Origin of the sequence: Methanoplanus limicola DSM 2279 (assembly GCF_000243255.1) — an archaeon.
GTDB classification, from domain to species: Archaea; Halobacteriota; Methanomicrobia; order Methanomicrobiales; family Methanomicrobiaceae; genus Methanoplanus; species Methanoplanus limicola.
On sequence record NZ_CM001436.1, the window covers coordinates 1,302,225 to 1,326,522 of the forward strand.

General features: G+C 41.8%; 31 protein-coding genes. 24 read left to right on the plus strand and 7 right to left on the minus strand.

Annotation, left to right across the window (positions count from 1 at the left end; all coding sequences use genetic code 11):
* From METLIM_RS06330 to mch, 20 genes are all read left to right on the plus strand, one after another.
* Positions 1-282 carry a hypothetical protein gene (locus METLIM_RS06330; protein ID WP_004077115.1) on the plus strand — a complete coding sequence of 94 codons (282 nt, stop codon included), beginning with the start codon at positions 1-3 and terminating at the stop codon, positions 280-282.
* A 20-nt stretch (positions 283-302) separates the two neighbouring features.
* On the plus strand, positions 303-500 hold the full coding sequence (locus METLIM_RS06335; RefSeq protein ID WP_004077116.1) for a hypothetical protein: 198 nt from the start codon (positions 303-305) through the stop codon (positions 498-500).
* Positions 501-559: 59 nt separating this feature from the next.
* Positions 560-970 carry a hypothetical protein gene (locus METLIM_RS06340; protein ID WP_157202249.1) on the plus strand — a complete coding sequence of 137 codons (411 nt, stop codon included), beginning with the start codon at positions 560-562 and terminating at the stop codon, positions 968-970.
* Positions 967-1,185 (plus strand): hypothetical protein, encoded by a 219-nt coding sequence (locus tag METLIM_RS06345; protein WP_004077118.1) that lies wholly within the window; start codon positions 967-969, stop codon positions 1,183-1,185. Before METLIM_RS06340 ends, METLIM_RS06345 begins: the two co-directional genes overlap by 4 nt.
* Positions 1,175-1,525 carry a hypothetical protein gene (locus tag METLIM_RS06350; protein ID WP_048145700.1) on the plus strand — a complete coding sequence of 117 codons (351 nt, stop codon included), beginning with the start codon at positions 1,175-1,177 and terminating at the stop codon, positions 1,523-1,525. The genes METLIM_RS06345 and METLIM_RS06350 overlap by 11 nt, the downstream gene beginning before the upstream one ends.
* A 302-nt stretch (positions 1,526-1,827) precedes the next feature.
* Positions 1,828-2,400, plus strand: coding sequence for a tyrosine-type recombinase/integrase (locus METLIM_RS06360; protein WP_004077120.1), 573 nt, complete (start codon positions 1,828-1,830; stop codon positions 2,398-2,400).
* 380 nt (positions 2,401-2,780) lie between these two features.
* The gene (locus tag METLIM_RS16545) at positions 2,781-2,942 is read left to right on the plus strand and encodes a hypothetical protein (protein ID WP_004077122.1); all 162 of its coding nucleotides are present in this window, start codon (positions 2,781-2,783) and stop codon (positions 2,940-2,942) included.
* Positions 2,943-2,953: 11 nt separating this feature from the next.
* Complete coding sequence (locus METLIM_RS06370; RefSeq protein ID WP_004077123.1) at positions 2,954-3,319, plus strand: hypothetical protein; 366 nt, start codon at positions 2,954-2,956, stop codon at positions 3,317-3,319.
* A 28-nt stretch (positions 3,320-3,347) separates the two neighbouring features.
* Positions 3,348-3,692: a hypothetical protein gene (locus METLIM_RS06375; protein ID WP_004077124.1), complete on the plus strand. Its 345-nt coding sequence runs from the start codon at positions 3,348-3,350 to the stop codon at positions 3,690-3,692.
* A 65-nt stretch (positions 3,693-3,757) separates the two neighbouring features.
* Complete coding sequence (locus METLIM_RS06380) at positions 3,758-5,194, plus strand: hypothetical protein (RefSeq protein WP_157202250.1); 1,437 nt, start codon at positions 3,758-3,760, stop codon at positions 5,192-5,194.
* A gap of 13 nt (positions 5,195-5,207) precedes the next feature.
* The gene (locus METLIM_RS06385; protein ID WP_004077126.1) at positions 5,208-6,119 is read left to right on the plus strand and encodes a hypothetical protein; all 912 of its coding nucleotides are present in this window, start codon (positions 5,208-5,210) and stop codon (positions 6,117-6,119) included.
* Between the two features lie 7 nt (positions 6,120-6,126).
* Positions 6,127-6,273, plus strand: coding sequence for a hypothetical protein (locus tag METLIM_RS16550; protein WP_004077127.1), 147 nt, complete (start codon positions 6,127-6,129; stop codon positions 6,271-6,273).
* The gene (locus METLIM_RS06390; RefSeq protein ID WP_004077128.1) at positions 6,273-6,818 is read left to right on the plus strand and encodes a hypothetical protein; all 546 of its coding nucleotides are present in this window, start codon (positions 6,273-6,275) and stop codon (positions 6,816-6,818) included. The genes METLIM_RS16550 and METLIM_RS06390 overlap by 1 nt, the downstream gene beginning before the upstream one ends.
* 4 nt (positions 6,819-6,822) lie before the next feature.
* Positions 6,823-7,284 carry a hypothetical protein gene (locus METLIM_RS06395; RefSeq protein ID WP_004077129.1) on the plus strand — a complete coding sequence of 154 codons (462 nt, stop codon included), beginning with the start codon at positions 6,823-6,825 and terminating at the stop codon, positions 7,282-7,284.
* Positions 7,285-7,707, plus strand: a complete 423-nt coding sequence (locus METLIM_RS06400; RefSeq protein WP_004077130.1) for a hypothetical protein — start codon at positions 7,285-7,287, stop codon at positions 7,705-7,707. It begins immediately after the preceding gene.
* Positions 7,707-7,907 carry a hypothetical protein gene (locus tag METLIM_RS06405; RefSeq protein ID WP_004077131.1) on the plus strand — a complete coding sequence of 67 codons (201 nt, stop codon included), beginning with the start codon at positions 7,707-7,709 and terminating at the stop codon, positions 7,905-7,907. The genes METLIM_RS06400 and METLIM_RS06405 overlap by 1 nt, the downstream gene beginning before the upstream one ends.
* Positions 7,862-8,827: a P-loop NTPase family protein gene (locus tag METLIM_RS06410; RefSeq protein ID WP_004077132.1), complete on the plus strand. Its 966-nt coding sequence runs from the start codon at positions 7,862-7,864 to the stop codon at positions 8,825-8,827. Before METLIM_RS06405 ends, METLIM_RS06410 begins: the two co-directional genes overlap by 46 nt.
* 521 nt (positions 8,828-9,348) lie before the next feature.
* A complete protein-coding gene (locus METLIM_RS06415; protein ID WP_004077133.1) occupies positions 9,349-9,930 on the plus strand; it encodes a hypothetical protein in 582 nt (193 codons plus the stop codon).
* A 35-nt stretch (positions 9,931-9,965) separates the two neighbouring features.
* Positions 9,966-11,105: an ORC1-type DNA replication protein gene (locus tag METLIM_RS06420; protein ID WP_004077134.1), complete on the plus strand. Its 1,140-nt coding sequence runs from the start codon at positions 9,966-9,968 to the stop codon at positions 11,103-11,105.
* A gap of 57 nt (positions 11,106-11,162) precedes the next feature.
* Positions 11,163-12,110, plus strand: a complete 948-nt coding sequence (gene mch / locus METLIM_RS06425) for a methenyltetrahydromethanopterin cyclohydrolase (protein WP_004077135.1) — start codon at positions 11,163-11,165, stop codon at positions 12,108-12,110.
* 251 nt (positions 12,111-12,361) lie between these two features.
* On the opposite strand, the gene METLIM_RS06430 is transcribed toward mch, so the two are convergent.
* A complete protein-coding gene (locus METLIM_RS06430) occupies positions 12,362-13,189 on the minus strand; it encodes a tetratricopeptide repeat protein (protein WP_004077136.1) in 828 nt (275 codons plus the stop codon).
* 370 nt (positions 13,190-13,559) lie between these two features.
* Here METLIM_RS06430 and METLIM_RS06435 point away from each other — a divergent pair, with 370 nt between their 5' ends.
* Together METLIM_RS06435 and METLIM_RS06440 are read left to right on the plus strand one after the other, a co-directional pair.
* Complete coding sequence (locus METLIM_RS06435; RefSeq protein ID WP_157202251.1) at positions 13,560-14,180, plus strand: hypothetical protein; 621 nt, start codon at positions 13,560-13,562, stop codon at positions 14,178-14,180.
* Positions 14,181-14,302: 122 nt separating this feature from the next.
* A complete protein-coding gene (locus METLIM_RS06440; protein WP_004077138.1) occupies positions 14,303-14,680 on the plus strand; it encodes a hypothetical protein in 378 nt (125 codons plus the stop codon).
* 120 nt (positions 14,681-14,800) lie between these two features.
* Here METLIM_RS06440 and METLIM_RS06445 read toward each other — a convergent pair whose 3' ends face one another.
* Together METLIM_RS06445 and METLIM_RS06450 are read right to left on the minus strand one after the other, a co-directional pair.
* Entirely contained in the window at positions 14,801-15,619 is an 819-nt protein-coding gene (locus METLIM_RS06445; protein ID WP_004077139.1) for a hypothetical protein, read from the minus strand.
* 221 nt (positions 15,620-15,840) lie between these two features.
* Positions 15,841-17,367: an SLC13 family permease gene (locus METLIM_RS06450; protein WP_004077140.1), complete on the minus strand. Its 1,527-nt coding sequence runs from the start codon at positions 17,365-17,367 to the stop codon at positions 15,841-15,843.
* Between the two features lie 373 nt (positions 17,368-17,740).
* Between METLIM_RS06450 and METLIM_RS06455 the strand changes: the two genes are divergently transcribed.
* Both METLIM_RS06455 and METLIM_RS06460 read left to right on the plus strand, forming a co-directional pair.
* Positions 17,741-18,490 carry a class I SAM-dependent methyltransferase gene (locus METLIM_RS06455; RefSeq protein ID WP_004077142.1) on the plus strand — a complete coding sequence of 250 codons (750 nt, stop codon included), beginning with the start codon at positions 17,741-17,743 and terminating at the stop codon, positions 18,488-18,490.
* Between the two features lie 18 nt (positions 18,491-18,508).
* Positions 18,509-20,017 (plus strand): MBL fold metallo-hydrolase, encoded by a 1,509-nt coding sequence (locus METLIM_RS06460; RefSeq protein WP_004077144.1) that lies wholly within the window; start codon positions 18,509-18,511, stop codon positions 20,015-20,017.
* 201 nt (positions 20,018-20,218) lie between these two features.
* Here the strand turns inward: METLIM_RS06460 and METLIM_RS15480 are convergent, their stop codons facing one another.
* The 4 genes from METLIM_RS15480 to METLIM_RS06480 all read right to left on the minus strand — a co-directional run bounded on the left by METLIM_RS15480 (position 20,219) and on the right by METLIM_RS06480 (position 24,220).
* Positions 20,219-20,848, minus strand: coding sequence for a response regulator (locus tag METLIM_RS15480; protein WP_004077145.1), 630 nt, complete (start codon positions 20,846-20,848; stop codon positions 20,219-20,221).
* Complete coding sequence (locus METLIM_RS06470) at positions 20,841-21,794, minus strand: PAS domain S-box protein (RefSeq protein WP_004077146.1); 954 nt, start codon at positions 21,792-21,794, stop codon at positions 20,841-20,843. Before METLIM_RS06470 ends, METLIM_RS15480 begins: the two co-directional genes overlap by 8 nt.
* Positions 21,795-22,001: 207 nt before the next feature.
* On the minus strand, positions 22,002-22,790 hold the full coding sequence (locus tag METLIM_RS15485) for a response regulator (RefSeq protein ID WP_004077147.1): 789 nt from the start codon (positions 22,788-22,790) through the stop codon (positions 22,002-22,004).
* Positions 22,791-23,029: 239 nt separating this feature from the next.
* Positions 23,030-24,220, minus strand: a complete 1,191-nt coding sequence (locus METLIM_RS06480) for an ABC transporter substrate-binding protein (protein WP_004077148.1) — start codon at positions 24,218-24,220, stop codon at positions 23,030-23,032.
* Positions 24,221-24,298: the final 78 nt, after the last annotated feature.

Genomic DNA, 24,298 nt, shown 5'->3' on the forward strand with positions numbered 1-24,298 from the left:
ATGGCCACTATCAACATATCAAAAGCCTATGCTGACCTGGAGAAAGCTAAAAAACCGGAGACAAAGGCCGCAATAAAGCGATACATCAACCAGGCAAGAAAATTCCGGTTTGAATACGGCTATGAGCTTGAGAAATGGCCGAGGGATATTTTACGGCAGCTGATGCACACCGCAGCAGCTGCTTATGATCTCATTAAGGATGAGGAACAGGACCGGAAAGCCTTTGAGAGAATTCAGAAGGCTGCGGCTAATGAAGGAATTTCATTGGCGGATTTTATGTGAATTTTAAAGAGGTGAATTTTATGATAACAGATGGAAATGAAACAATAACAATCAACAAATATGAAATGTATCTGCTCAAAAAGGCACTTACCCGGTTCCGAGACCTTGCCGACTCGCTGGACTGTGTATGTGATCCAGAGTATGGATATGAATGTCCTATCCACGAGGACCGGAGGTTAGCCAGGACAGCTTTAGAGATCCTGGAGGGTGATGCTTGATGTCGGAAGAATGGCTTTGTCCGATATGTGGGAGGCTGAATCTATCAGGGTCCGGACCTATGGGTACAGCACCAATCTGTCATAGTTGTAAGTTCTCCTGGGGATACATCCGGGAACTGGAAGATCTCAGACGGCAGTTGGACTCATACCGGGACGATGAACTATATATTTCCAGACGGGTTGTAAATATCCAGGATGAAATCTCATCTATAAAAGTAGCAATCAACCTTAAGCCTGAAATTAAGGCCGATTTTGATGATGTTCTACTCAGTCTGGAAAAAGAAGAATCTGACGCTCTTGCAGATGCTGAAAAGAATGAAGCAGCCATTCAGAGTATTCGTAAGGAAATTCATAAATTGGCAGAGATTGACGCTAAGATTGAAGCTGCTCCTTTAGTGGAAAAGCCTGATGTTTTTCCCCGGAATCATCATCCGGATTTTGGGCAATCATCCCTGGGGGCATATCTATGAATCAGGATCTCGGCGGCCTTGCTGCACTGACTCAGGCAATTGTCAATATGACAATTGTCATGGAAGGGATTAACTCACAATTGTATCTTCTCCGGGAAGAGATGGTCCGGAACAGAATGAACCAGGAAGATATCATTGACAATGATGTTACCTTCAAAACTCTTGTAGCGGATGAAATATCTCACATTTTACATGGTGAGTGTGATGTCAGATAACAACATCAACGAGAAGGGGTCTGTATTGGCAGATCTCCCTTCACCCCGTACTAAACATCCTCTGAAAATATCAGAATCAATCGACAGATGCCGAAAACTTAAGAGTAAGTTTCATCCCGTCAAAACCCCGGCGGTCATCCTCGGAATGTCAGGTGCAGCACTGGTGGCAGTTCCGGCAGCAGCTGCACACTTGGCAGGGTTCACCTGCTGGATTATTGCTAATGGTCTTTGGGTCTGGCATGGGACAAAAGTTAAGGACTTTTACATTATGCTGCTATTTGTGTTTTATCTGGTAACGGCTTTCATGGGGATCATGGGTCTGCTGCCGGAGGTGATCTAAAATGCAGGTAAAAACTAATTTTTATGAAGGGATTCCCTCCGGTTGGTTAAAAAAAGGATGCTACTGTAAAGAATGCAATGCCTATTATACATATAGGCAATGGGATAATCTCAAAACGGAGTTAGTTTATCCTGATACAAATTTGCAAGCAGTGAATACAATTTGCTCTAACTGTGGTAATCATCTTTGGTGGGTTAGAGGATAACTCCTCTTCTTTCTCCGTTGCCGATAACCTGCAATTATGGCACTTTTTTAAAATATCAACATAATTTCTTTATAAGCAAAAGCCTAACATTACCGACATGGAACACAAGTCGGCAATCAGTTACGGCGGCCTGCATACTGTCATTACTTCCGGAGAGCAGGCACTTACCAGGCAGGAGTATGATGCAGTCCTTGCAGCCTGCGAATGCCAGGAAGATCGGGTGCTCATAATGCTTGGAGTCTCCCTCGGCCTGAGAAGAGCTGACCTGGTATCAATCAAAATATCTGATATTGATCTCAACTCAGCAACTATGTCATATGCAGAAAAGAAGAAAGGCAGCCGGATAAGAACAGTTCCAATATCTCCGAAACTTCTCCAGGAGATCAAAATACTTCTAAAAACAATCCCAAAGAAACAAAAAACACTCTTCAGCTTCAAAGAACGGCAGGCATACAACCGCTTTCAAAAATTATGTAATCGTGCCGGAGTCCCCGGAAGACCCATCCACGCACTCCGGGCAACATGCGTAAAGTTTTGCCAGGCTGCCGGCTGGACTCCTGAACAGGTCTCCAGGCTTACCGGAGATACAATCCGGGTGATCCAGCTGCATTATGCAACCCCTTCAGCCGGAGAAATGGCGGATGTAGTAAAGGACAGAGAAATACTTTGACATTTTTTAGATTAAATCATGCACCTGCAACCACACGGCCAGGCCTTTATTGATATCATCCGAAAGTGCACCACCGAAGGATCCATTATTCTTCCTGGGCTGATTTTTTTCATAATGCTCCAGAAGCTCAACATCAATATACACAGTCAGCTTCTTTCTGGAATGACTTTGCCGATATAAGGATCTCCTGAATACTCTCCCTATCAGACTGTCATTTGTTAATTCTACCTTTCCAAGGTTCAGTTCCGGCATGGGTGGTTCGCTTTCTTTTTTACTTTCTATGTATGTAAGTAATAAAAAAGGTCGTCCTCTCGGCGTAGTGTTTGAGACCTATATTATAACCCCTGACCTATACTGCCAATAACGAGGTGAAAACTCCGATGGCAATCAACCTTACTCCAATCGCAGAGATCCTTGATGGGGTCGTCTCATTCGTACCAAATCTTGTGGATCTTGTGGTCAATCTAATCCCGCTCAGTATCGCAATTGCAATCTCGGCATTTATCGGTGGCATCTTTGCCGCGATTCTCGCAAAGTTCTGAGGTGTGAAAAGATGAAAATTTCAACTTTTCCAATCCTCCTTTTAGTAGCCTTCTTTTCAGTTCTCATCCTCGCAGCTGTTCCGGCATCAGCAGAGGAAGACACAAGGATATCAGTTCAGTTTCAGGACCTCGGCCTTACTACTCAGGACATAACAGTCTTTGATTCTTCCGGGGATGACATCATCCACAGCAACACCAGTTCTGTTGTCCGGCTTGACTACAACGAATCTACATTTTTCACAGTGCAGCTTCAGCCTGGAGCAGTAAACATTCAGCCGGAAACGATGTACCAGAAATTTCTGAATTTCGTCCTGAATAACTGGATTGCCGTATTTCTGATTCTTGTCGTGATATTCATGCTGGCGAAGAAACGCTAAGTTCTGGCAGAAGGTGAGGTGATTAGAAATGAATGAATTAACTAAACCAAAAACGGAAAACAATGAAAAAAATGAGATTCTGAAAGATATTTCAAATATCATTAAAAGTGACAGGAAAAAAGAGAAAAAAAAGAGTAACCAGAGTTTTGAATATATCGTTGGTGCTTTCTCATTGATATTTGGAATTATCTTCCTAGTATTCTTCACAATGCACTGCACTGTAGGTAATCTTTTCCTTGCCATTCAGGATGGCATACTGGGGATTTTTTTCTTCCTTGTAGGTACAGGAATATCTCTCAAACTTCAGATAAGGAAATCAGAAAAAAGATTAGAAAAGAAAATCCGGAAGCTGCTAAAGGAGGCCACCCCATGAACGGAAGAAAGGCCCTCCCATTCCTGATGATAGTGGGGCTTGCGGTTCTGCTGATTTGCAGTCCGGTGAGTGCCTATGAAGAAACATTTTCGGAAGAAGGTATAGAATTAGGTCAATATTCTGGCACTGGTACTGGTACGCAACATAAGGGTTATGGTTATGTATTTAACCAATTGTATTTACCTGATACTCAAGATAAATATGGTGGAACATATTTTTGGACATATGAAGGAACTGGCTTGGGTATAAATGCCGAAGATGATAATGGTAATTCACCCATATATATATCAGACGAAAATGTAGGTACTTTATATTGGCAGATATACAGGAATGCTGGCGGTTCGGTTACAAATTATAGGTTATGGGCTTATTTTACTAAGGATTTAGCCAGTGGGTCAAATACTATAACACTTACAGGGATTTATTTTGATGTTCCATATTTTAAATATACAGGATATAATACCTCAAGTAATTCTGAAGTCGGAAGAATATTTCTGGCTTCAGGGGGATATGTAGCCGAAGGTAATTACCAAAGTGTAAGAAATATGGCATGGGAAAACACGCTTACAATTAGTGAGAGTTACCCTTATCAAATATCATTAAACCGAGATGGTTATTTTTCTACATATTCCCGATATACTAATGACATTATTACAGTAACTGATATATCAGACAATGATATAAATGACGTAGTATCAACAAATGATTTTAGCATCGTAATAACATCCTTAGCCGGTAATAATTATACTTATACAAACGATAATGAAGCAGCCCCATCAAACGAAGTCTCAATAATAACCCGCGTAAAATCCCTCTCCGACAACTCCCTCATAGCCGGCTCAAAAGCCTATTATCGTGCACTGGACGGCAGCGACCTTGTCAATCAAACCCTCCCCTCCGGCACAGGTGAATTCCTCCTGCAAAAAGGCCTAAGATATGAATACTGGGCTGAGGCTTCCGGATATGAAAATCAGACATCCATACCGGATCAGGCTGCATTCTATGCCGACTCATCCAATGAAATCAGACTAACGCCGACCTATGGAGATGAACCGGGGGAAGGAATGGGAGTCTATAATTTTTATATCTCAGAACAGACCAATGCAGCCGGAGACACAGCCCCACTGACAAGCCCGGCAGCAGTCACCCTTAACTGGCAGACCAAGCTTACAACATCTTCCGGTTATGTCAGTTTCCAGGTCAACAAATCGGCACAAGTATCTTACACAATCCGGAAGGACGGCTATGTAACAGTATCCCGAATATATACTCCTTCATGGACGGGAGACACAATCAATGAGTATATAGCCATCAGGCCGGAAGGGCAGGTTCTCCCCGGAGATCCTACAGCAGCACCAACCCCCGACCACAGGACATCTGAAGCAAAAGCCGAATCCGCTCTCAACATAATTTTTGATAATATAGAAGCAATTGCAACTCTAAGTGTGGTGGTGGTTATCCTGGCCATGTGCGATTGGATGACTCCTAAAAGGAGAAGATGAGGGAGGAATACAGATGAAGAAGATCCTCCTTCCCTTCCTGTTATTAGTCCTGGCATTGTTCATAATTCCTGCATCAGCTGGGAATTATTCAACTTTGGGAGCAGATTACTTAAATACTGATGTAACTATTTTTGATAGTGTTACCAGTGTAAACTATGACGTATCTGGTGGCTCAGGTGATGATTTAGGATCATTAGCTATAACTAAAATTGAAATTTATGGCTTATCATCTGCAAAAATTGTAAATTTCACACTCACACAATGGAATGGTGTAGAGCATACCGGACAAATCAATTATACTGCATATAAACTTGGTGATGTAGGTTATAGCTATTATTCATTAGAATTAGACGGAGAATCAAAGGCATGGGAAGGACTGGATGTAACACCAGAGAAAGTATTCCTGACATCATATGTCAAAGAGGAAGACACTCAAAAAAAAGGTCTTCTCATTTCAGAAGTGTCTTTTATCAATTATATATTGAGAGATGACAAATGCGTATTTTCAGAAGCTTCCGACATTGACAGATATCCACTTAAAAAAATCACATTAGCAAGTACCAGCCCCGTTAATGTTGGAATTACTTACGCTGATACGGAAGTTGTTCTGGATTCTATGGACAATGAGAATATAGATGTCCTTGCCTGGATAGGAAATATTCTCAGTTTCGCAGGCAGTGTAGGAACAATAATTTTCGGCCTGATTTATGTCTTTAAGCTCCTTTTTGTGGATCATCTTCTGAGTATCATTGTCCTGTATGAATCGGTCTGCATGGCCTATTCAGCATCACAGAGCAGAGATATCATCTCATTCCTGAGGAAGTTTATCAGATATAACCGTGCCCTGGTGGAAGCCCTGATAGGATTCATCAGTGTAGTCATATCCATATTCCACAAAATCATTGACGCAATCAAACCGTTTTGAGGTGAATATGTCAGCAAAACAATGGAAAACAGAATACAGCTATTACGGAACCCGGATAGCAAAAGGCCTTGGAGCTTCCCCGGAGGAGGCAGACCAGGACGCAAGAAGACAGCTTGAAGACAAAAAGATTCTGAAAAAGAGGTGTAACAGATAATGGCATGGAATATCAAATCATGGAATCCAATCAAATTTGTAAAGAGAACAGAACAGGTCAGATGTCTGCTCATAGGAAAAAACGGAGGCCAGTATAAATTCCCGACTCTCCTTAAGGAAGGTGACTTTGTCAGGGATGTAGGAAAAGACCGGGTTTATGGTCCAATGAGGTTAAGGCCTCTCTTCGACCTGAAGGGAAAACCTGCTTATCTCTTTAACGAGGAGACCGGAGCACCACTTCAGGCAGTGGTTGAAAGGATGCCTGTAGAAGTCGATCCCCTGGACGGATGGACTGCAACCCCGATATATGACGAAGACGGAAACAAGGTTCATGTATTCGATGAAGAGACCGGCAGACCGGCAAGAATCGTAATAGATGAAACAGTCATCCGGATGAAAACAGACCCCGACCTTATGGGAGTCCTGACATCAAAAACGATGTTAAGCAATGCACTTAACCGGCAGCCTGCAATTGCTATGCTCGCCCTGGTCGGTCTTGCAACCCTCTTCCTCGGAATACTCATAGGCCAGGCAATGGCGGGATGATCTTATGACTCAGAGTGCAGCAACAAATCAGGGCGATCTTATGGCTCAGGTGAGGAATGCAGCAGTAAACCAGAGCAGCCTTCTTCCGGATGACATCCGGCAGAAAATCCAGACCGACATCTCAGGCAACGATCCCCTGATGAGAAGGCTTGACATGGTGCAGGTGCTTGGAAGAGATCCGGAGAACACCCTCACCGAACTGTCATATGATGAAGCAATAGACTTTGCAATACTCCAGGCTCTTCATGACAGCGGAGTCATCCGGTTAGATGGAGTAATAGATTTCATCACCATCCTGAAAAGAAACAGGGTTCCGCTTGACAGAAAAGGCATTGATGAATACCTGAAGGGAGTCATAGGGCAGATAAACGGCCAGATACAGCCACAGGCATATTATGGATCACCTGGAACAGTAGATCCTGAGAAGACCAGCTTAATGGATAGAATTGCATTCTGGAGGAACTAAATGAACAGGAGGCAGAATAATATCCTATCTCCAATGAGCTATCATCTGTTTTACTCTCTGCTTAAGCTCATAGAATCCGGAGGAAATACCCTTCGCTTCCGGATGAATATAATCTCAGAGATAGTAACAGACCTTGAAGCAAAGAAAAACGGTCTGAAGTCAGAAGGCAAGGAAGTAAAAGATCTCAGTGCAAGAATCGAAACCCTGAAAGCTGACTTCAGACTTTTAAGGCAGGGATATCAGCCACTCATGGAGAATCAGCTCTACAATTATGGCAAAATGGGAACATATGAGTCAGCTTATGATGCAATCCTGGCTGAGGCTAAAAGCATCATTGAAGAATTCAACATCCTTGACCGGGAACTGATAAAAGAGATCGCCCTTCCGGGTGCAGCTCATGCAAAGATGATGGAGGAAGAATAATGAATCTATCTTCTGCACTCTCTGCCTCCGCTCCGGGAACTGACTGCATACTTATCCCGGCAGGATCTTTCTTCTGTCCTTACTGGATGCTGGATCTTGCTATCATTCTGATATTCTGGCTTGGATTAATAATCGGTTTTGGAAGTGCTTTCGGATGGAAACAGTTGTATTTCAGGATAATGACGAAGATATTCTGTTAGATAATCAGGAGACTGTCGATAAAATACTGAAGTTTTTTATCACCCGGTTTGTTAAGAACCCAGGGCAGCACCTTTTAGAACTCGGCAGCACCGGAACAGGTAAAACCAATTTCCTGTACTGGTTAATTGATCTCTTCAAAGAGTACGCACCCAGGGAAGCCCTGGTCTGGTTTGATATCGGGAAGGCTCAGTATAACCAATATACCGGAGAATCCGGAAACGAGATCCTAACCCTCCTGTATTACTTCGGAGCAGTCCGGATAATTACCCTGACTGGCTGCGATGTAAAAATAATATCAGATCAGGATTATGACATTGAATATGTCCATGTAGATAACCCTAAGATGATATGGAAATACTGCAAGCCTGACCGGCTCAATATCGTAAGCATAGACCCCTTCATACTTGACGATGTAACGCACGCTTCAGTCCTTGCAGTCATCTTTGAACGTCTGGTCTGGCTTGCTAACAGGGGTTGGATTCACAGGCCTCTGGCAGTCATCTATGATGAAATTCACAACGTCTGTCCTTCTCAGGGACATGGCATTTATGAAGACCGGAAAGCAGCTGCAATTCAGAAGAAGACTAACAACCAGTTTAAGAAGAATCTTCAGAAGCTAAGAAGCACCGGCATCCGCTTCATATCAACAACCCACCAGTGGACGCAATTATACAAACCTGTCAGGCTTTCCTTTGAATGGCTTGTTCCAAGACGCCGCACACTCTTCACAAATGACGCACCAGACCTTGCCAGGTTTAACCCCAGGTGGAAAAAGATGAAGACGCACCAGGCATATATCGTAATTCCGGAAGGCGACCACTTAGGCCCTTTCAGATGCCTGCACTACAGGATCCCCAATAACCTTGGAAGTGTAGAGTATGATGGAATCTACACGAAGGAGGACAAAGATAATAAATAAAATAATCTCAGTATATTATTTGGTAGGTTGAGATTTTTTAATCCAACTTTTTCTTTTGTCTCCCGTGGAGTTAATCTTCCGGGAGATCATGTTTACCCAGATTTTTAAATACTAACTCCCAAAAAAGTTAGAATAAACCATCAGAGGAATTGAACCTGCGCTAACACTGGTAATCTATACTATAAAACGAATCTAACTTTATAATCCTGAAAGGACAATATCCATATGCGCAGGTGAGTGATTCTGCAAAATCTCAAAAATAAAAATACTTAGTTACTCCCAGAAACTTTATGCAGTAACTTTCATCATCTGCCGGCCTTCAGACAGAACAGTAATTATTATTTCATCCAGGTAATACAAATAGTACACCATTCAGCCAAAAGATACCGTAAAAAAGGTCTCCTGAAAAAGATGCATTAACGGGGGCTGACAGATAAAAAAATACCGGATACAATCCGCGCCCGAAGAGAGAAAAAAGAAAGGCAGGCCAGATAAGCAGAAAAAATCTCCGGATACAAAATATGCCAGATAAAAAGAAACTCAGAATTGGAGTGACTGTAAACCTTGAGAATTACGAGAATCTCAGGATAGAGGTAGAAGGAGATATCTCCGGGGATGAAAGTCCGGACGAACTCATAAATTATCTCGACATGGTCCTCGGAAAATTCGGCAGTAATGATCCGGATACAAAAAAGAGGGTGGACAGTTACAGAAGAAGGGTAACCGGTCAGAGAGGAGAGGAATGCAGGAAATCAGAGCAGACCAAAAAGAGAGAAGAGGAGAGTCTGAAGGCCTTCTCACCCGGAGAAACGGAGATAAAAGGGAAAAAAAGGAAAAAATACTGGAGTAAAGGCACAACACCGGGTTCAGATTTAAAGAGTACGGATATTTCCGGTGAAAAAGAGAATTATCCGGAGAGGGTTTCAGAGAGTCCGGAAGGGATTATCCGGTATAAAGAGAATAATAAAATTATAAATAAAACCACCATCTGTGAAATCTGCGGTTCTGCTGTGACTCCACAGACAGAGCATGCCTCAAAGGTCATTGCCGGAAGGGTGCTCTGCCGGAGATGCCTTGAGGGGATGAAAAGAGATGAACAGTGATAATATCCGGTAGTCAGATAACTGAGAGATAAGCCATGACTAAAGATCTTCTGATGTGGGATGAGACAATCTTCCGGGACCCGGAGGTATTTGAGACGGATTTTATTCCGGAGCAGTTCAATTTCAGAGAGAATCAGATCAAAGAACTGGCTTTTAAGATCAAACCCGGACTTTCAGGTTCAAGGCCCCTGAATACAATATGCAGGGGACTTCCCGGTACAGGCAAAACAACAACAATAAAGAAACTTTTCAGTGAGATTGAGGCACACACGCAGAGACTTATTCCGGTGCACATCAACTGCCAGATCGATAATACAAAATTTGCCATATTTGCCCAGATATACCACAAACTCTCGGGCAATAGTATTCCCTCATCAGGTACATCCTTTAAGACAGTCTTTGATATGATATGCAGGATAGCCCTGGAGAGAAATATTGTCCTTTTAATCTGTCTTGATGATGCGAATTATCTCCTTTATGAGAAAGAGATCAATAAAATACTATATACACTCCTCCGCGCCCATGAGGCTGTAAAAGGAGTGAGAGTAGGGATAATTACGGTTATTTCGGATATGGACATAAACCTGATGGATGAAGTAGATATGAGAGTATCATCCGTCTTCAGGCCTGACGAGATCTATTTTCCGCCGTACACCATTGATGAAATGAAGGAGATTCTTCTCCAGAGAGTGTACCAGGGATTTTATCCAAATGTCATAAAATCCGATCTTCTTGACATTGTTGTCGAGCAGACGATGAAGGCCGGAGATCTCAGGGTTGGAATTGACCTCTTAAAGAGGGCCGGAATTAATGCAGAGATGGATGCAAGAAAAACAATTGAGATCGATGACATATGCCGCGCATATGACGTCTCAAAGAATATCCACCTGAAAAATACCCTCAAGACACTGAAAGGTGATGAGAAGGAGATCCTCAGACTGATCTCAGAGCTTTCAACGGAAAATAATGAGATAACTACTGCTGATCTATTCATTACTGTTAAGGACAGACTGAAGATGGGTTATACAAGATTCACCGAGACAGTAAAAAAACTGGACTCACTCAGAATCATCAACATCAATTATAAAGGCATACGGGGAAGGTCAAGAATTATCACTCTGAGGTATGAACCGGACAAGGTAAAAGAGAATCTCCGTAAAGAAAACACCAAATGAATTTGACAAATATTATCTATTTTGTTTGATCAATGTATGAATCAGGAGGTTTAACTCTTGATTAGTGTAAATGAGCTTGCTCTGGACATATTTGAGGGACTCGCAGAGTTTCCGGAAGATTATAACGTTGAATTCCACCAGATGGACAACGGCGCACGGTTTGTAGACTGTGGAGTAAATACAAAAGGCGGCTACTCAGCAGGTAGAATTTTTACAGAGATCTGCATGGGCGGACTTGGAGAGGTAACTTTCCGCAACGGACAGATTAACGGCGTACCGATGCCGTTTATTGACGTAAACACAGATTTCCCTTCAATATCATGCCTTGGCGCACAGAAGGCCGGATGGACAGTAAAGGCCGGCAAATTCTTCGCAATGGGAAGCGGACCGGCACGTGCACTCTCACTCATGCCAAAGCACACATACGAAGTCATCGAATATGAGGACGAATCAGACTATGCAGTAATATGCCTTGAATCAGACACACTCCCTGATGAGGCTGTAATGGAGCATATTGCAGAGAAATGCGGTGTGGATGTTGCAAATGTATGCGCACTTGTCGCACCTACAGCATCAATTGTCGGTTCAATTCAGGTCGCAGGACGCTGTGTTGAAACAGCAATCTACAAGCTCAATGAACTTGGGTTTGACACAAAGAAGATCGAGTCTGCAATGGGTACTGCACCGATTCCACCTGTCAAGAAGGATTCAACAAAGGCAATGGGATGCACAAATGACGCAACTATCTACCACGGTCAGATCTATCTTACAATGAGAGCACCTGAGATAACCGACTATCTCGAAAAGATTCCATCCAACAAGTCCTCGTCATACGGCGAACCGTTCTATGACACATTCAAGAAGGCAAACTTTGACTTCTACCAGATTGATACATCCCTCTTCTCACCGGCAGAGGTCATAATCAATGAACTTACAGAAGGAGAGACATACCGCGTGGGTGCAGTCAATCCTGAAGTCACATTAAAGTCCTTTGGATTGTTATAATCCAAAAATAACAATTTAATCTTTTTTTATACGGAAATTACGGTTATAGTGCACTGCATAATGTTTCCGTATAATTGGAATGCAGCGGAGATTATTCCAAAATATCCACTTATACAGCACACAATAGTAATATGCAAACTTTCCGGACCATTCCGGAAAGTTCTGCATTATATTATTCGATTGTGCCTTTCCGCTTATTTTGTACCGGAATTTCCATTAAATATCGGTTTCGCCAAAAGAGAGATGGTTATTCAGAGATTTTCCAGGATGTCCTGGTAACTGCTGACGGTCTTTTCATAACTGCCCATAATTTTGGCTGCGACCGCCGGATATACAAGGGGATCGATCTCAACAGCCTTCTGGTATGCCTCTACCGCCTTTCTGTGTGACTCAAACGATGATATATCCATTCTCTTAACAGAAGAATCCCTCTCTGAAGGTATTTTTCCAAGTTCTTTGTACATATCCTTAAGCTGTCCCTGATCATATAGGGACTTGAACAGATAGGCGTCCCCAAGACCGATCCAGGCCTTTGAATCTGAAGGATTTGCCTCAATTACTGAGTTATAACAGGCAATCGCCTCATCATATCTCTGAAGTTTTAAAAGCACGGAACCTTTTTCATAATATGAACAGGATACCCCATCCGCCCCGGATGTAACCGCATCCGCAGACGGGAGATCATACATGGAAACGATCACCTCATAGGCCTCCACACATTCAGCGAGGTTCCCTGACTTTAAATCTAATTCAGCAAGTTTGTACAGATCACTCTTATCTGTTGAGGCACCCTTGTCTGCAATAATATATTTCTGCATCTCTGATGCCAGTTCATACTCTTCAAGACCGGAGAGTGCGTCAACCTTCAGCTCACGCGCCTCAAGATTTGAAGAATCAGCTTCCAAAACCCAGTCTGTTGTCATAACCGCAAGGTCATACTTCTTCTGCTCAATCAGATTTCCGGCCAGCGAATTCCCGATACCTGATCTAAGGTCAGTATTTTCAGAGACTGCGGGAGGAATTACAATGCATGCAAACGCAATTACGGCAATGATAATTAAAAGGGTCTTGACTTTCATTATATTACAGAACTGTCTGAACAATATGATATTTAAAAGTTTAGATCAATACTGATGTGCGTAACAAAGAAAGCATATTACAAGCACATCTGAAGAAATCAGGGAGAAATTAACGGCATTCGCTGAGGTAAGAAAAAGGATGTATTCAGCCACATACATTCAGCCACATACATTCAGCCACATACATTCAGCCACATACATTCAGCCACATACATTCAGCCACATACATTCAGCCACATACATTCAGCCACATACATTTAGCTACATACATTCAGCATGCTACCCCGGTTAATAAGACCGGATTTTGTCAAATATTAAATATCTCCCAACCGACTATTAGAATATCAATATGCACTCAGACACGGAAGGTATGACCGTACTTGAACTGCTGATCCTTACAGGCTTATTCCTGATATTTATCGGCCTATTCGGCAGTACAATATTCAGCGCATTTTTTGGTTCAGATGCGCAGATGACAGGTGGAATAGTATCAGAAAGTGTCAGGGATGAAACTACAGTCATCTATACTGAAGGCAGCATTTCCGGTTATGAAGATATATGCGGAACATTTGACGGAGTGGAACTCTATACAGAAAAACCCGACAGCAGAAAACTCGGAAGCATACTCCTGCCGGTTAAAACAACCATATCATCATACACAAAAAATCCTGTTGATGTCAGAAGTTTCACAGTTACGATATATTACAGTGCCAGCAGTGAAACTCTTCCCTATTCAGAGAAAAATCCGCTTGAAAAACCGTCATGGACAGTTGCAGAGAAATCAGGTTATATCCCTCTTCAGGATGCAGATGACGATTACCTGATCGAACCAAACGAAATATTTGATATACTGGTTTATCCCGGAAGTTCACTCTCTTCAGGAGCAAACTTCGGAGTTGAGATTTCATCAGGGACAGGAATGTCATTAAAAGAGAAACTGACAGTCCCCCCGCAGATAAATTCCCAAAAGGTGGTAATCTTAAAACCCTGAGAAGAATCAGTAAATTTTGCAACACAGTTTATCCACCGCATTGATCATTAACTGCCAGGAAAAGCCCCCGTAAAAAAAAGAAATTCTGACAGAAGAAGAGAGATTAAGGAAAAAGTACAATCATGTTATTTGAGAGAGAAGAGAAGACGGCCCTAATTATACTTTTCGCAGTAATTATCATACTCTTTTCAGCACATATTATTATCTCAGGTATTGACAAAGCTGAATTTGCGCAGACCTATTCAAACGAGTCAGAGAGGGGCAGTATGGTTATCTTAAACGGGGGGATAAACTCAATAGAAAGGACAAAATCCGGCGGGCATATAATCCTTGATGTCGCTGGTGTAAAAGTATTCATTCCGGGAGGGGAGGAATACAATCTCTCACTTCAGAGAGACGATATTGTTGAAATAATTGGAAATGTTGACCTTTACAACGGTGAGAGAGAGATAGTCGTGGATAGCAGGGACGGCATCAGAATCAGAGACGATAAAGGCTGAACAGTCACATATCCACCTGACAGCTCATATCTGTATCACCCCTGAAACTTCCGCCGCCCTGCTCAGGAAACCAAAAACCCGAAGAAATAAAATATTCAGATTAAATATTCTGAATAATAATTAAACACTGAAGAGATCGTCATCATCCCGGTCAAATATTGAGGATTTCTTAACCTTTTTCTCATGGACGGACTCTTCAGTATAACCTCTTTCAGACAAAGGAGAATTTTCAGCCTTATTTTCAGGCTCAGACATTTCAGTCTCTTCTGAGATGTAATCTCTGCTCTCATCTTCCAAAAATCCCTTTTCAGGACTTATATCCTCAAAGATTTCATCATCCCTCCGAATGAAATTTATCTCTTCCTTTACCTCTTTATGAGCGGACTTCTCCGGAATTTCAGGTAAATCCTCTCTCTTCAAAGGTTCATTTTCACTGTGTCTGACATTGTCATCCTCCCTCTGATTTGTATAGCCAAAACCTGTATAAAATGGGTCATCCTCGGGACTTTTTTTCTTCCTGCCTGGACCTGAAGTTGACACTGTGTGCACATCATCAGAGAAATCCCTGCCAGCCTCCACATTCTCCTCCTCAAAACTCCCTGATTTTCTCCTCTCTCCGGCAGATCTACCACCTGAGATCTCCTTTGAGCCAAAACCGTCAGAAAATATATCAGAAGATCTCTCTTTTGCGGATCTCTCTGAGTAATATCCTTTTTTCTCCTGTCTGGACTCACCAAAACCCGTATAAAACGGGTCTTCGGAGTTAATTCTTGAGCCTGAACTCTTCTTCACCTGAGGTTTGCCGGTATGCCCAAATCCTGTATCCATAGGGTCTTTACCTTCAGAATCATGTCTTTCCTTTGAGGATAACTTATTCTTATTTTTTCCCTCAACACCTGCCCCCTCAAGTCCGCCCGATATAAACTTCTCTCTTCTCATATACCTAACAACTATAGAATCCACATATAATAATAATGATGCGATTAAGGAAAACAAAGGGAAAATATAGCGTACACAGTTAAAAAAGACAATAATGCCACCGGTTAGGCAAATTGACAGATTAAAAGGATATTTTACAACAGTAAGATCAAACCCGACAAAATTCAGATGCTACATCAGCCTTTAAAAAAATTAAAACCGGGGTATTTATTTAAGCACACTCAGACACCTGTCACGGGTTCAAGCGCCCATACAGGAACATCCGGAGTGAGTCCAAGCACCCACGTAATCACAGTGAGCATAAAGAGTGCAACAACAAAAATTCCAATCATATTCAGTATCCATCCGGTTCTCATCATATCACGCATTGTCACATAACCTGAACCATAGGCAACAGCATTCGGAGGGGTTGCAACGGGCAGCATAAACGCCATTGAACATGCAAATGCCGCCGTAAGCATGAGATAGTAAGGATGAACACCCATACTTACTGAAGTGACCGCCATAATAGGCATCATAACCGACGCCATTGCAGTATTTGATGTAACCTCAGTCAGGAGTGAAACTATTATGCCAACAATCAGAATTGCAATTATTATATGCAGTCCGTGAAGGAATGTCATATGCTCCATAATTACACCTGCAAGCCCGCTCTTAATAAAGGCCTTTGAGAGGCATATACCACCGCCAAACAGAATAAGAATGCCCCAGGGAATTTTCTTTGCCCATTCCCAGTTCATCGTATATATTCCTTCTTCCCGGTCAACAGGCAGGAGGAAGAGCATTATTGCACCGGCTATAGCTATTGTGGAATCATCGACAAATGGAAGATATGTGCTTATACCCGGAATCACAATATCCCCGATATGCTTCTCAGTTCTCATAATCCAGGCAATGGCAGTGGAGACAAAGATGACAAGCGTCCATTTTTCACCTCTGCTCATCTCACCAAGACCCTTTAACTTATCCTGAATGACGTCTTTTCCGGACGAAATTTTATCCGGCATATTCCTATAAGGCCCATATACGAGCCACAGCCATGCCAGAGGCATAAGCACACATGTCATCGGAAGTGCAAACTTCATCCATGTAAAGAAATCAATAGAGGGTGAATCGGGGAATATTGCATCGAGCTGTGCGACAAATATACCGTTTGGAGGTGTTCCAATTATGGTTGCCAGACCACCTATGGTTGCAGCATATGCAATTGAGATCACGAGGCATTCTGAAAAATCACGCTGCGTCTCGCTCATCTCATCAAGGTTTAAATCAGATTTTGGTAATATGGTTGCAATAATTGCAATCGCAATCGGCACCATCATCATCGCAGTCGCAGTATTTGAGATCCACATTGATAAAAAACCGGTTGCGATCATAAAACCAAGAACAAGCATCCTGGGTGAACTGCCCACCTTACTTATTATATGCAGGGCAATCCGTTCGTGAAGACCCCATCTCTGCATTGACATCGCAATGATAAAACCACCCATAAAGAGAAAAATTATCTTGTCAGCATAAGGTGCACAGGCCTCAGCGGCGGTTAGAACACCAAGAAGAGGGAAAAGCACTATAGGAATAAGGGCAGTCGCCTGAATAGGTATTGCCTCAGTCACCCACCAGATCACCATGAGTGTTGTGGCAGCAGCGACATATTTCGCCAGTACAGGAAAGACAGCAGGGTCGACAGGAAATATAAGTATAAGAATAAAAACTATTATCCCGAGATACCGGCCCAATCTCTTTTTCATAACAGAGTGTTTTTAGCCTTATTTCTATTTTTAAGTTGCTCTTTTGAAATAGAGACTTATTAAACCACAAATCCAATATAAATTGATAAATAACCGTTAAATTCACTAAAACAAAAAATAAAGAGCTAAAATTTAAACAAAGCCCCAAATAGACCCTTAATCCGGATAAAAACGATAAAATATCTTTTTTAAAAAAAGTCATAGAGAGTCTAATAAAAATCGGGCATTCTCCCGACATTTACACGAACCAAAATATATAACCAGAAATATACCCACATATATACCGCAAACTGCCACAATATTATTTCATTTAAAAACTAAATTTATCCAGACAGCTCATGACCGGAGTGAACTTCAGCAGGTTATAACGAACATGAATTTTGAAGAAATCGTAAATATATCACAGGGCCCGCTTGCAATAATGAACCCTGTAGATCCAGAAAATATACTGAAATTGTGCGAACTTGCAGGCATATCAGAAGATTCCTCTGTAATTGACGCAGGGTGCGGGAATGGTACAGTAATTACATCAATATCAGCCGCATTCGGTGCCCGGTGCTCAGGCATAGATATCCGTGAGGAAGGATGTTTAAATGCTGTTTCAGCCGTTAAAGAAGCAGGTCTGGAAGAACTTATAAACATCTACTTTGCAGATGCATCGGAATACACACCCGAACCGGACGAGGATTATGACCTTGCAATATCCCTTGGCAGTTCACAGATCTGGGGCGGTATCGAAGAGACAGTCTCAGGGCTTAAAAATATCATCAAAAAAGACGGAAAAATAATAATCGGTGAGAGGTACTGGAGATGCAGCACTCTCTCTCCGGAATTCTCAAGAGAATGGCCGGAAATACTTACCGAGTACGAAATTCTTCAGATATGCAGAGAAAACGGATATGAAATACATGCTGTGATTCATTCAGCGGAGAGGGAATGGGACCGTTATGAATCAGCCATATGGGCCAACTGCCTGAAATGGCTTTCAGATAACCCCGGACATCCTCAGGCTGATGATGTAAAAAATTATTTCAGCAGAATCCAGGAGGAGTATTTTGCATATGCACGTGAATATATCGGTTGGGCCATGTACCTCCTGACTCCGTCAGAAAAATATCAATAATAAATATCAGGTGAAATTTTGAACCGGTACTCCTTTGTATCCCAGGTCAGTGAAGGACCAAAATCGCTGAAAACAGCAGCAGAGATCATAACCGAACTTAACGGTAATATAAACAGAATCCACTACGACCGGCATATTGATCCAAATACCGCTTTTTTTGAAGTTACATGCACCGAAGATGAATATGGACAGATTAGAATAAAACTATCTGAGATAGGTTACCTCAGGACATCGATAAAAAGCCCGCCTTATCTGTGTTTTGATGTAAAACTTCCGCACAGAAGCGGAGCGCTGCTCGAATTTCTGGAATATACCAATAGTGAGAGAGCGATGATTGGATCTATTGACTTTGATGACTCGGGGAGCATTCCTGACAGGGTAACTGTCAGCATGAATCTTGAGGATACAGAGAGGACAGAGATTCTCCTGAATAAACTTAAGGCCATATATCCGATTGAGATTCTTGATTATAATGATACAGGCGATGAACTGGACAGAACTGTCTTTTATGTCAGATTTGCACATAAAATCAGACAATATCTTACAGATGATTCAGACGAACTCCTGTTAGATTTTATTAAAGATATAAATCACAATGTCCAGGAGCTGAAAAAACACGGTGAAGATCCGGACAAAGTCTTTGAATATTATCTCAGATGTGGTGAGTATCTAAACTCAACCACAGGACCGGGATTTTATGCAGATGTACAGGAGATTGAGATCGACAGAGATGTCACCCTCTTCTGCTTCCAGCTTCCGGCAGGTGGCAGCATATTCCTCTTTGACACTCCGGAAGAGATTGTCATGATAGATACCGGTTACGGAATATATGCCGGAGATGTCAGGAAGATGTTTGAATATTATGGTCTGGACCTCCGGAATAAACTGAAATATATCATCACAACCCATGCTGATGCAGATCACTGCGGTGCAGGAGGTGCTTATGATGTGCCGGCATATATGCACCCTGCAACGATGAAAATAATTGAATGCGGCAACAGAGCATGGGGATCAAAGAATGAAGACTGGGTGCTTGAAAGAATCTACACTACGATGATTGCACTCTTCTCAGGATGGAACCCTCCTGAGAAGAAGAATATTGTACTATATCCGGAAGGTTCAGACAAAAAGAGATCTGTCTTTGATATTATTTCAGTTATTGAAATAGGCGGCATTAAATTTGAAGTTCTTGTGGGCAAAGGAGGGCATCAGTACGGCCAGCTGATAATATATTCAGATGAAAAAGGAATAATCTTCACCGCCGACACACTCATGAACTTCTCAAGTTTATCAGAAGAGAGAAAGAGATACAATTCAATTGCCGATTTCCTGATAACATCGGTCAATGTTGACAGTGACCTCGCAAAAATAGAGAGAAAGGCAATCTCTGAGATAGCCGCTGATTACTTCAAGAGAACAGATGAGAGATGCATCATATGCGGAGGTCACGGCGCAGTATCATATCCGGATGAAAACGGGAAACTGAAGATATACGGAGAAACAGAGCACTATACACATAATATATAGGTATGGGCATGATCCACCGTCAGCACAATCAAACACACACAGTAAAAAAGTCAGATAATATCCGGGGAGATAAACAATACTGCCAATTAGGATAATTACGGATAAAAAGCATTATATCCCCCTGATATAATGCCTTATCTCCTATGAAAAACTTATATTTTTCATCTATCGTCTGTGAGCCGTTGCTCATGAGTGACTTTTTTATTCTATATCTGAATAAATAGATTTAAATGCATTTATGGCAGATCTCCGCTCATTAATCATATTATCTACCTGAGCCATACCAGCCAGAAATTCCTCATCATATTCTCCGGAATCCTCTAAAGGAAAATGAATTTTAAATATCATATCCCTTAATTCCAGAATAACTCCATACTCCTTTAAATTCCTCATAAACAGGTCTATTTCCCGTTTTTCTACCCCGGATTTTTCAGCAGAGGTTCTTAATCCGGATGACTCCTTTTTTTTCCGGTCGGCAATATCAATAAGATCAATAAGTTCTATCGGTTTTACCGGTTTCATAACATAACCATCTATAAGAGTACCATAACTGATGATATCACCGGGTACAATTGATTTTGCGGTCATCATTATAACCGCAGTATCCAGGAATCTCTCATCTTCCCTGATCTTCAGAAGGGTTTCCCATCCGTCAACAGGCTCCATCACAATATCAAGCAGGATCAGATCAGGAACTATCTCCTCCAGAAGAGTGAGGCACTCCCTGCTGCTGTATGCAGCAACCGAACCATATCCGGATTTTTTTAAGAAATTGCAGTACAGATTTGCAAGAACCTTTGTGTCATCCACCACCATAATGATATTATTCATCTTTGACGCTCACCCTCTCAAAACTGAAATTATAGTGTTTTATCAGATATTCCCTTATTTTAGATGATTCAAGCCATTTAATATCAAGTTCTGCGACAAGACCGTTTATAATATCTGCCTGCCTGATAATAATCTCAGACTCTTCACTGTCCAAAAAATCTGCTGTACCTACAATAATTGCCAGAGGATTTCTTATCTCATCGTTAAGTATCGCAAACTGATTCAGATTATTCTCTATCTGTATAAGGGCCTCCTCATGCTGTTTTTTAGCTTCAGCCAGCTCGGAGATGTCCCTCCCTACGTACTGGACTGCACCTGAATCTCCCTTATTATCAACTGCTGAAAGACTGAATTCAATCAGGGCTTCAGTGCCGTCAGACCTGCCAATCCTCAGAAGGAAGGTATCATTCCCAACATTGTGAATATTATTCACAATATCTGTTATATTATTACCTGATTTCGGAGATACCAGAGATAAAAAATCCCTCCCTGTAATCTCTTCAGGAGAATATCCAAGAATTTTTTCCACCGCAGGGTTGACATATTCAATATCACGCCCCCCGGATGTAAGCAGAATAAGATCCTGACTGCTCTCCGCAAGACTTCTGAACTTCTCCTCACTATGTTTCAGATCATCTTCAGCAGCCTCTTTCCCTTTGATATGAAGCGAGATCAGAAAACCGCCGAGGATACAGAATGAAAGGAAAATAAACCTCACAAATATGCTGTACGCCGATGCAGTGAAAAGCATTGAATCTGCTACAGATTCCGGAACCTTATTTATCATAAAATGAAGATTCGACGAGAAGAAGTAATACTGGAAAAAACTGTCAGCTATCCAGAATAAAACACCCAGCAGAATAAAATATAAAAATATCTTTGCAGAGGCTCTCAGGGCAGGTCTCCTGATTATTCCTGATTTACTGACATCTTTTTGAACAGCCATTTTAAACTCCTCCAGACCACTTTATCAATACTCTGCTGCACAGGAGAACCCCAATACCCCTATCTCCCCATTTCCGGATTTAGGATGCTGAGCATATATAATGGTTCTCAATAATCTTCAGGCATGCAGGCCCGATTCATCATATAATTTATAATAATATACAAAGGAATATATCTGCGGGTGCAAAAATACGCCACAAAGATAAGATCATCTCTCCTCTTCAAAAAAAATACAGTACAGTGATTTTTTATTATCAATTTCTTTAACAGAGATATAATAATCTTTATCAGACTCATCCCCATTGACAGAAGCTGAGATATCTTTGTTTAAATACCGGCAAGCTGCACCGGAAATGAGATGATTTTTAAGATCCTCACCTGCAAATTTCAAAACCTCATCCACCTCACCACCAGCAAGTTCCTCCGGATTTCTGCCCGCTATCCGGCAGAATGATCTGTTTACCTCAATTATCCTCCCGCAGTCATCGTTTTCAGCACTGAATATGAGCAGAGGAATACTGATATTGTTGAATATCTTCCTGTACTTCTCCTCACTGTCAAGCCTTTCCTTCTCCGCCTTTACAGCTTTATGTTTATGAAGAACAGTCTCAATTGTTGTGTATATCTCTCTTGGCCTTGCAGGTTTTGTTAGATAACCATACGGTCTTGTTCCGATGGCCCTCTTTAAGATCTCATCTCCGCTGTATGAAGTCAGATAAACAAAAGGAATATCACCAATCTCCCTGAGCCTTTCAGCAACATCAATACCGTCAATCTCATCCTCAAGGTTAATGTCAATCAGGGCGATATCCGGCATTAGTTCCTCTGCAATCCGGATTGCATCAGAACCTTTGGTAGCAAGGGCGACAACATCGTACCCAAAAGAGCCAAGAGACCTCTCAAGACTTAATGCAACGATAATCTCATCTTCAACTATGAGAACCCTGTATGCCGGAATTTCCTCTTCATCCACACTGCTGACAACCAGAAAGATCAACTCCTTTCAGATCCGGTATAAATCTTTAAAATGGAATTATTTTTCTGAACTTTTCAACGCCTTAGCAGATACAAATCCCGCTTAATCGCTTAAAATCCAGAAAACAGGCCCATATACTTTATCCGGACAGCATAATCCATGGCCGTAGCCGGTATATGCCACAATACAAATCCTTAAATTTCAGAATATATAAATTACCACGATTTGGTTCCACAGACTATGATATATTTGCAGAAAAATCACCCGGTGTACAGAGTGTCAGAGGCTTTTACAAGTCCCGGAGGGACTTCAAATCCGATCTCTTCAGCAGTTTTCAGGTTGATTATAATTGATGAATCCCTCCTGTATTCGGTGCTTATATCTGAGACATTACAACCGTTTAATATCCTGGAAAATGCCTCTGCATAACGTTTCCCAAGATTATCATAATCCGGTTCAGCAAAACTCATCAGCACACCATACCTGACCAGTTCAGGATCATCAATGGCAAAAGAAGGCACTCTGTGCTTTTTTATCGGTTTTAAAAACTCTTCTGCATTTATAGAACTTACTCCGTTCTGAGTTGTGATTATGACAGCGTCAGTTAAAGGTGCGAGGTATTCATAGGCATCATAGACACTCCTGCGGCTTATCTCAATATCCGGATGGTCATCCACTGTATAATACTCCACGATCTCAACTCCGTAATCGTCAGAAAATCTCCTCAGATCATCAATATGGCTGTATGATCTGCTCTCAGGAGTTGAATTATCATATGCAATCCCGATTGTTTCAAACCGGAAGAAATAGTGGTACAGCCTGAACTGATCGTAGTAGAAATCCGGGTCATAGAGAGTGTAAATATTACCCGAAGAATCACCAGCAAAATCCGGAGCAATCCCTGTATCGGCGGGATTTACAGAACCCATGACAATCACCGGAATATCTGCACTAAGACTTTTGCAGTCAGTTCCCGCCCAGGTGCCAAGCGCGATTACAAGATCAATCTCTCCGGCCTCTGACTTACTTTTCAGCGCCTTCAGATTTTCAGACCTGAGTGTTTTATTCCATTCTGAAGAGAAACGGTGCTCCTCTCTGAAGTTTAAATAATCACTCCGGCATTCTTCCGTGATATAATCAAGAACATCATATGTGCCGGTTAAATTTACCGTATCTTCCGTTAAATAGCCTTCAATCCACCCGTATTCTGCAATGCCGGCAGAAAAACTCTTCAAAAGCTCCGAATATGTCTGGTGATGCCCACCCTGTACAACAGCAATGTTCCAGACGGAATTATCATTCTTTTTTACAGGAGAAAGATTATTATCCGTGCAGTTATCCACAGCACAGAAGGATGGGAATATGGCTGTAAATATTATAACTGCTACTGAAATCAGGGCTGCAGCTAACACTGCAATAATCAATTTCTTCCGGAAATTCGCTACAGCCATAACCTAACACCGTTTTTTAATCTGAATCAGATGAATCATCTATATAAATAATAATGATATTCCTACTGCTTCTGATTA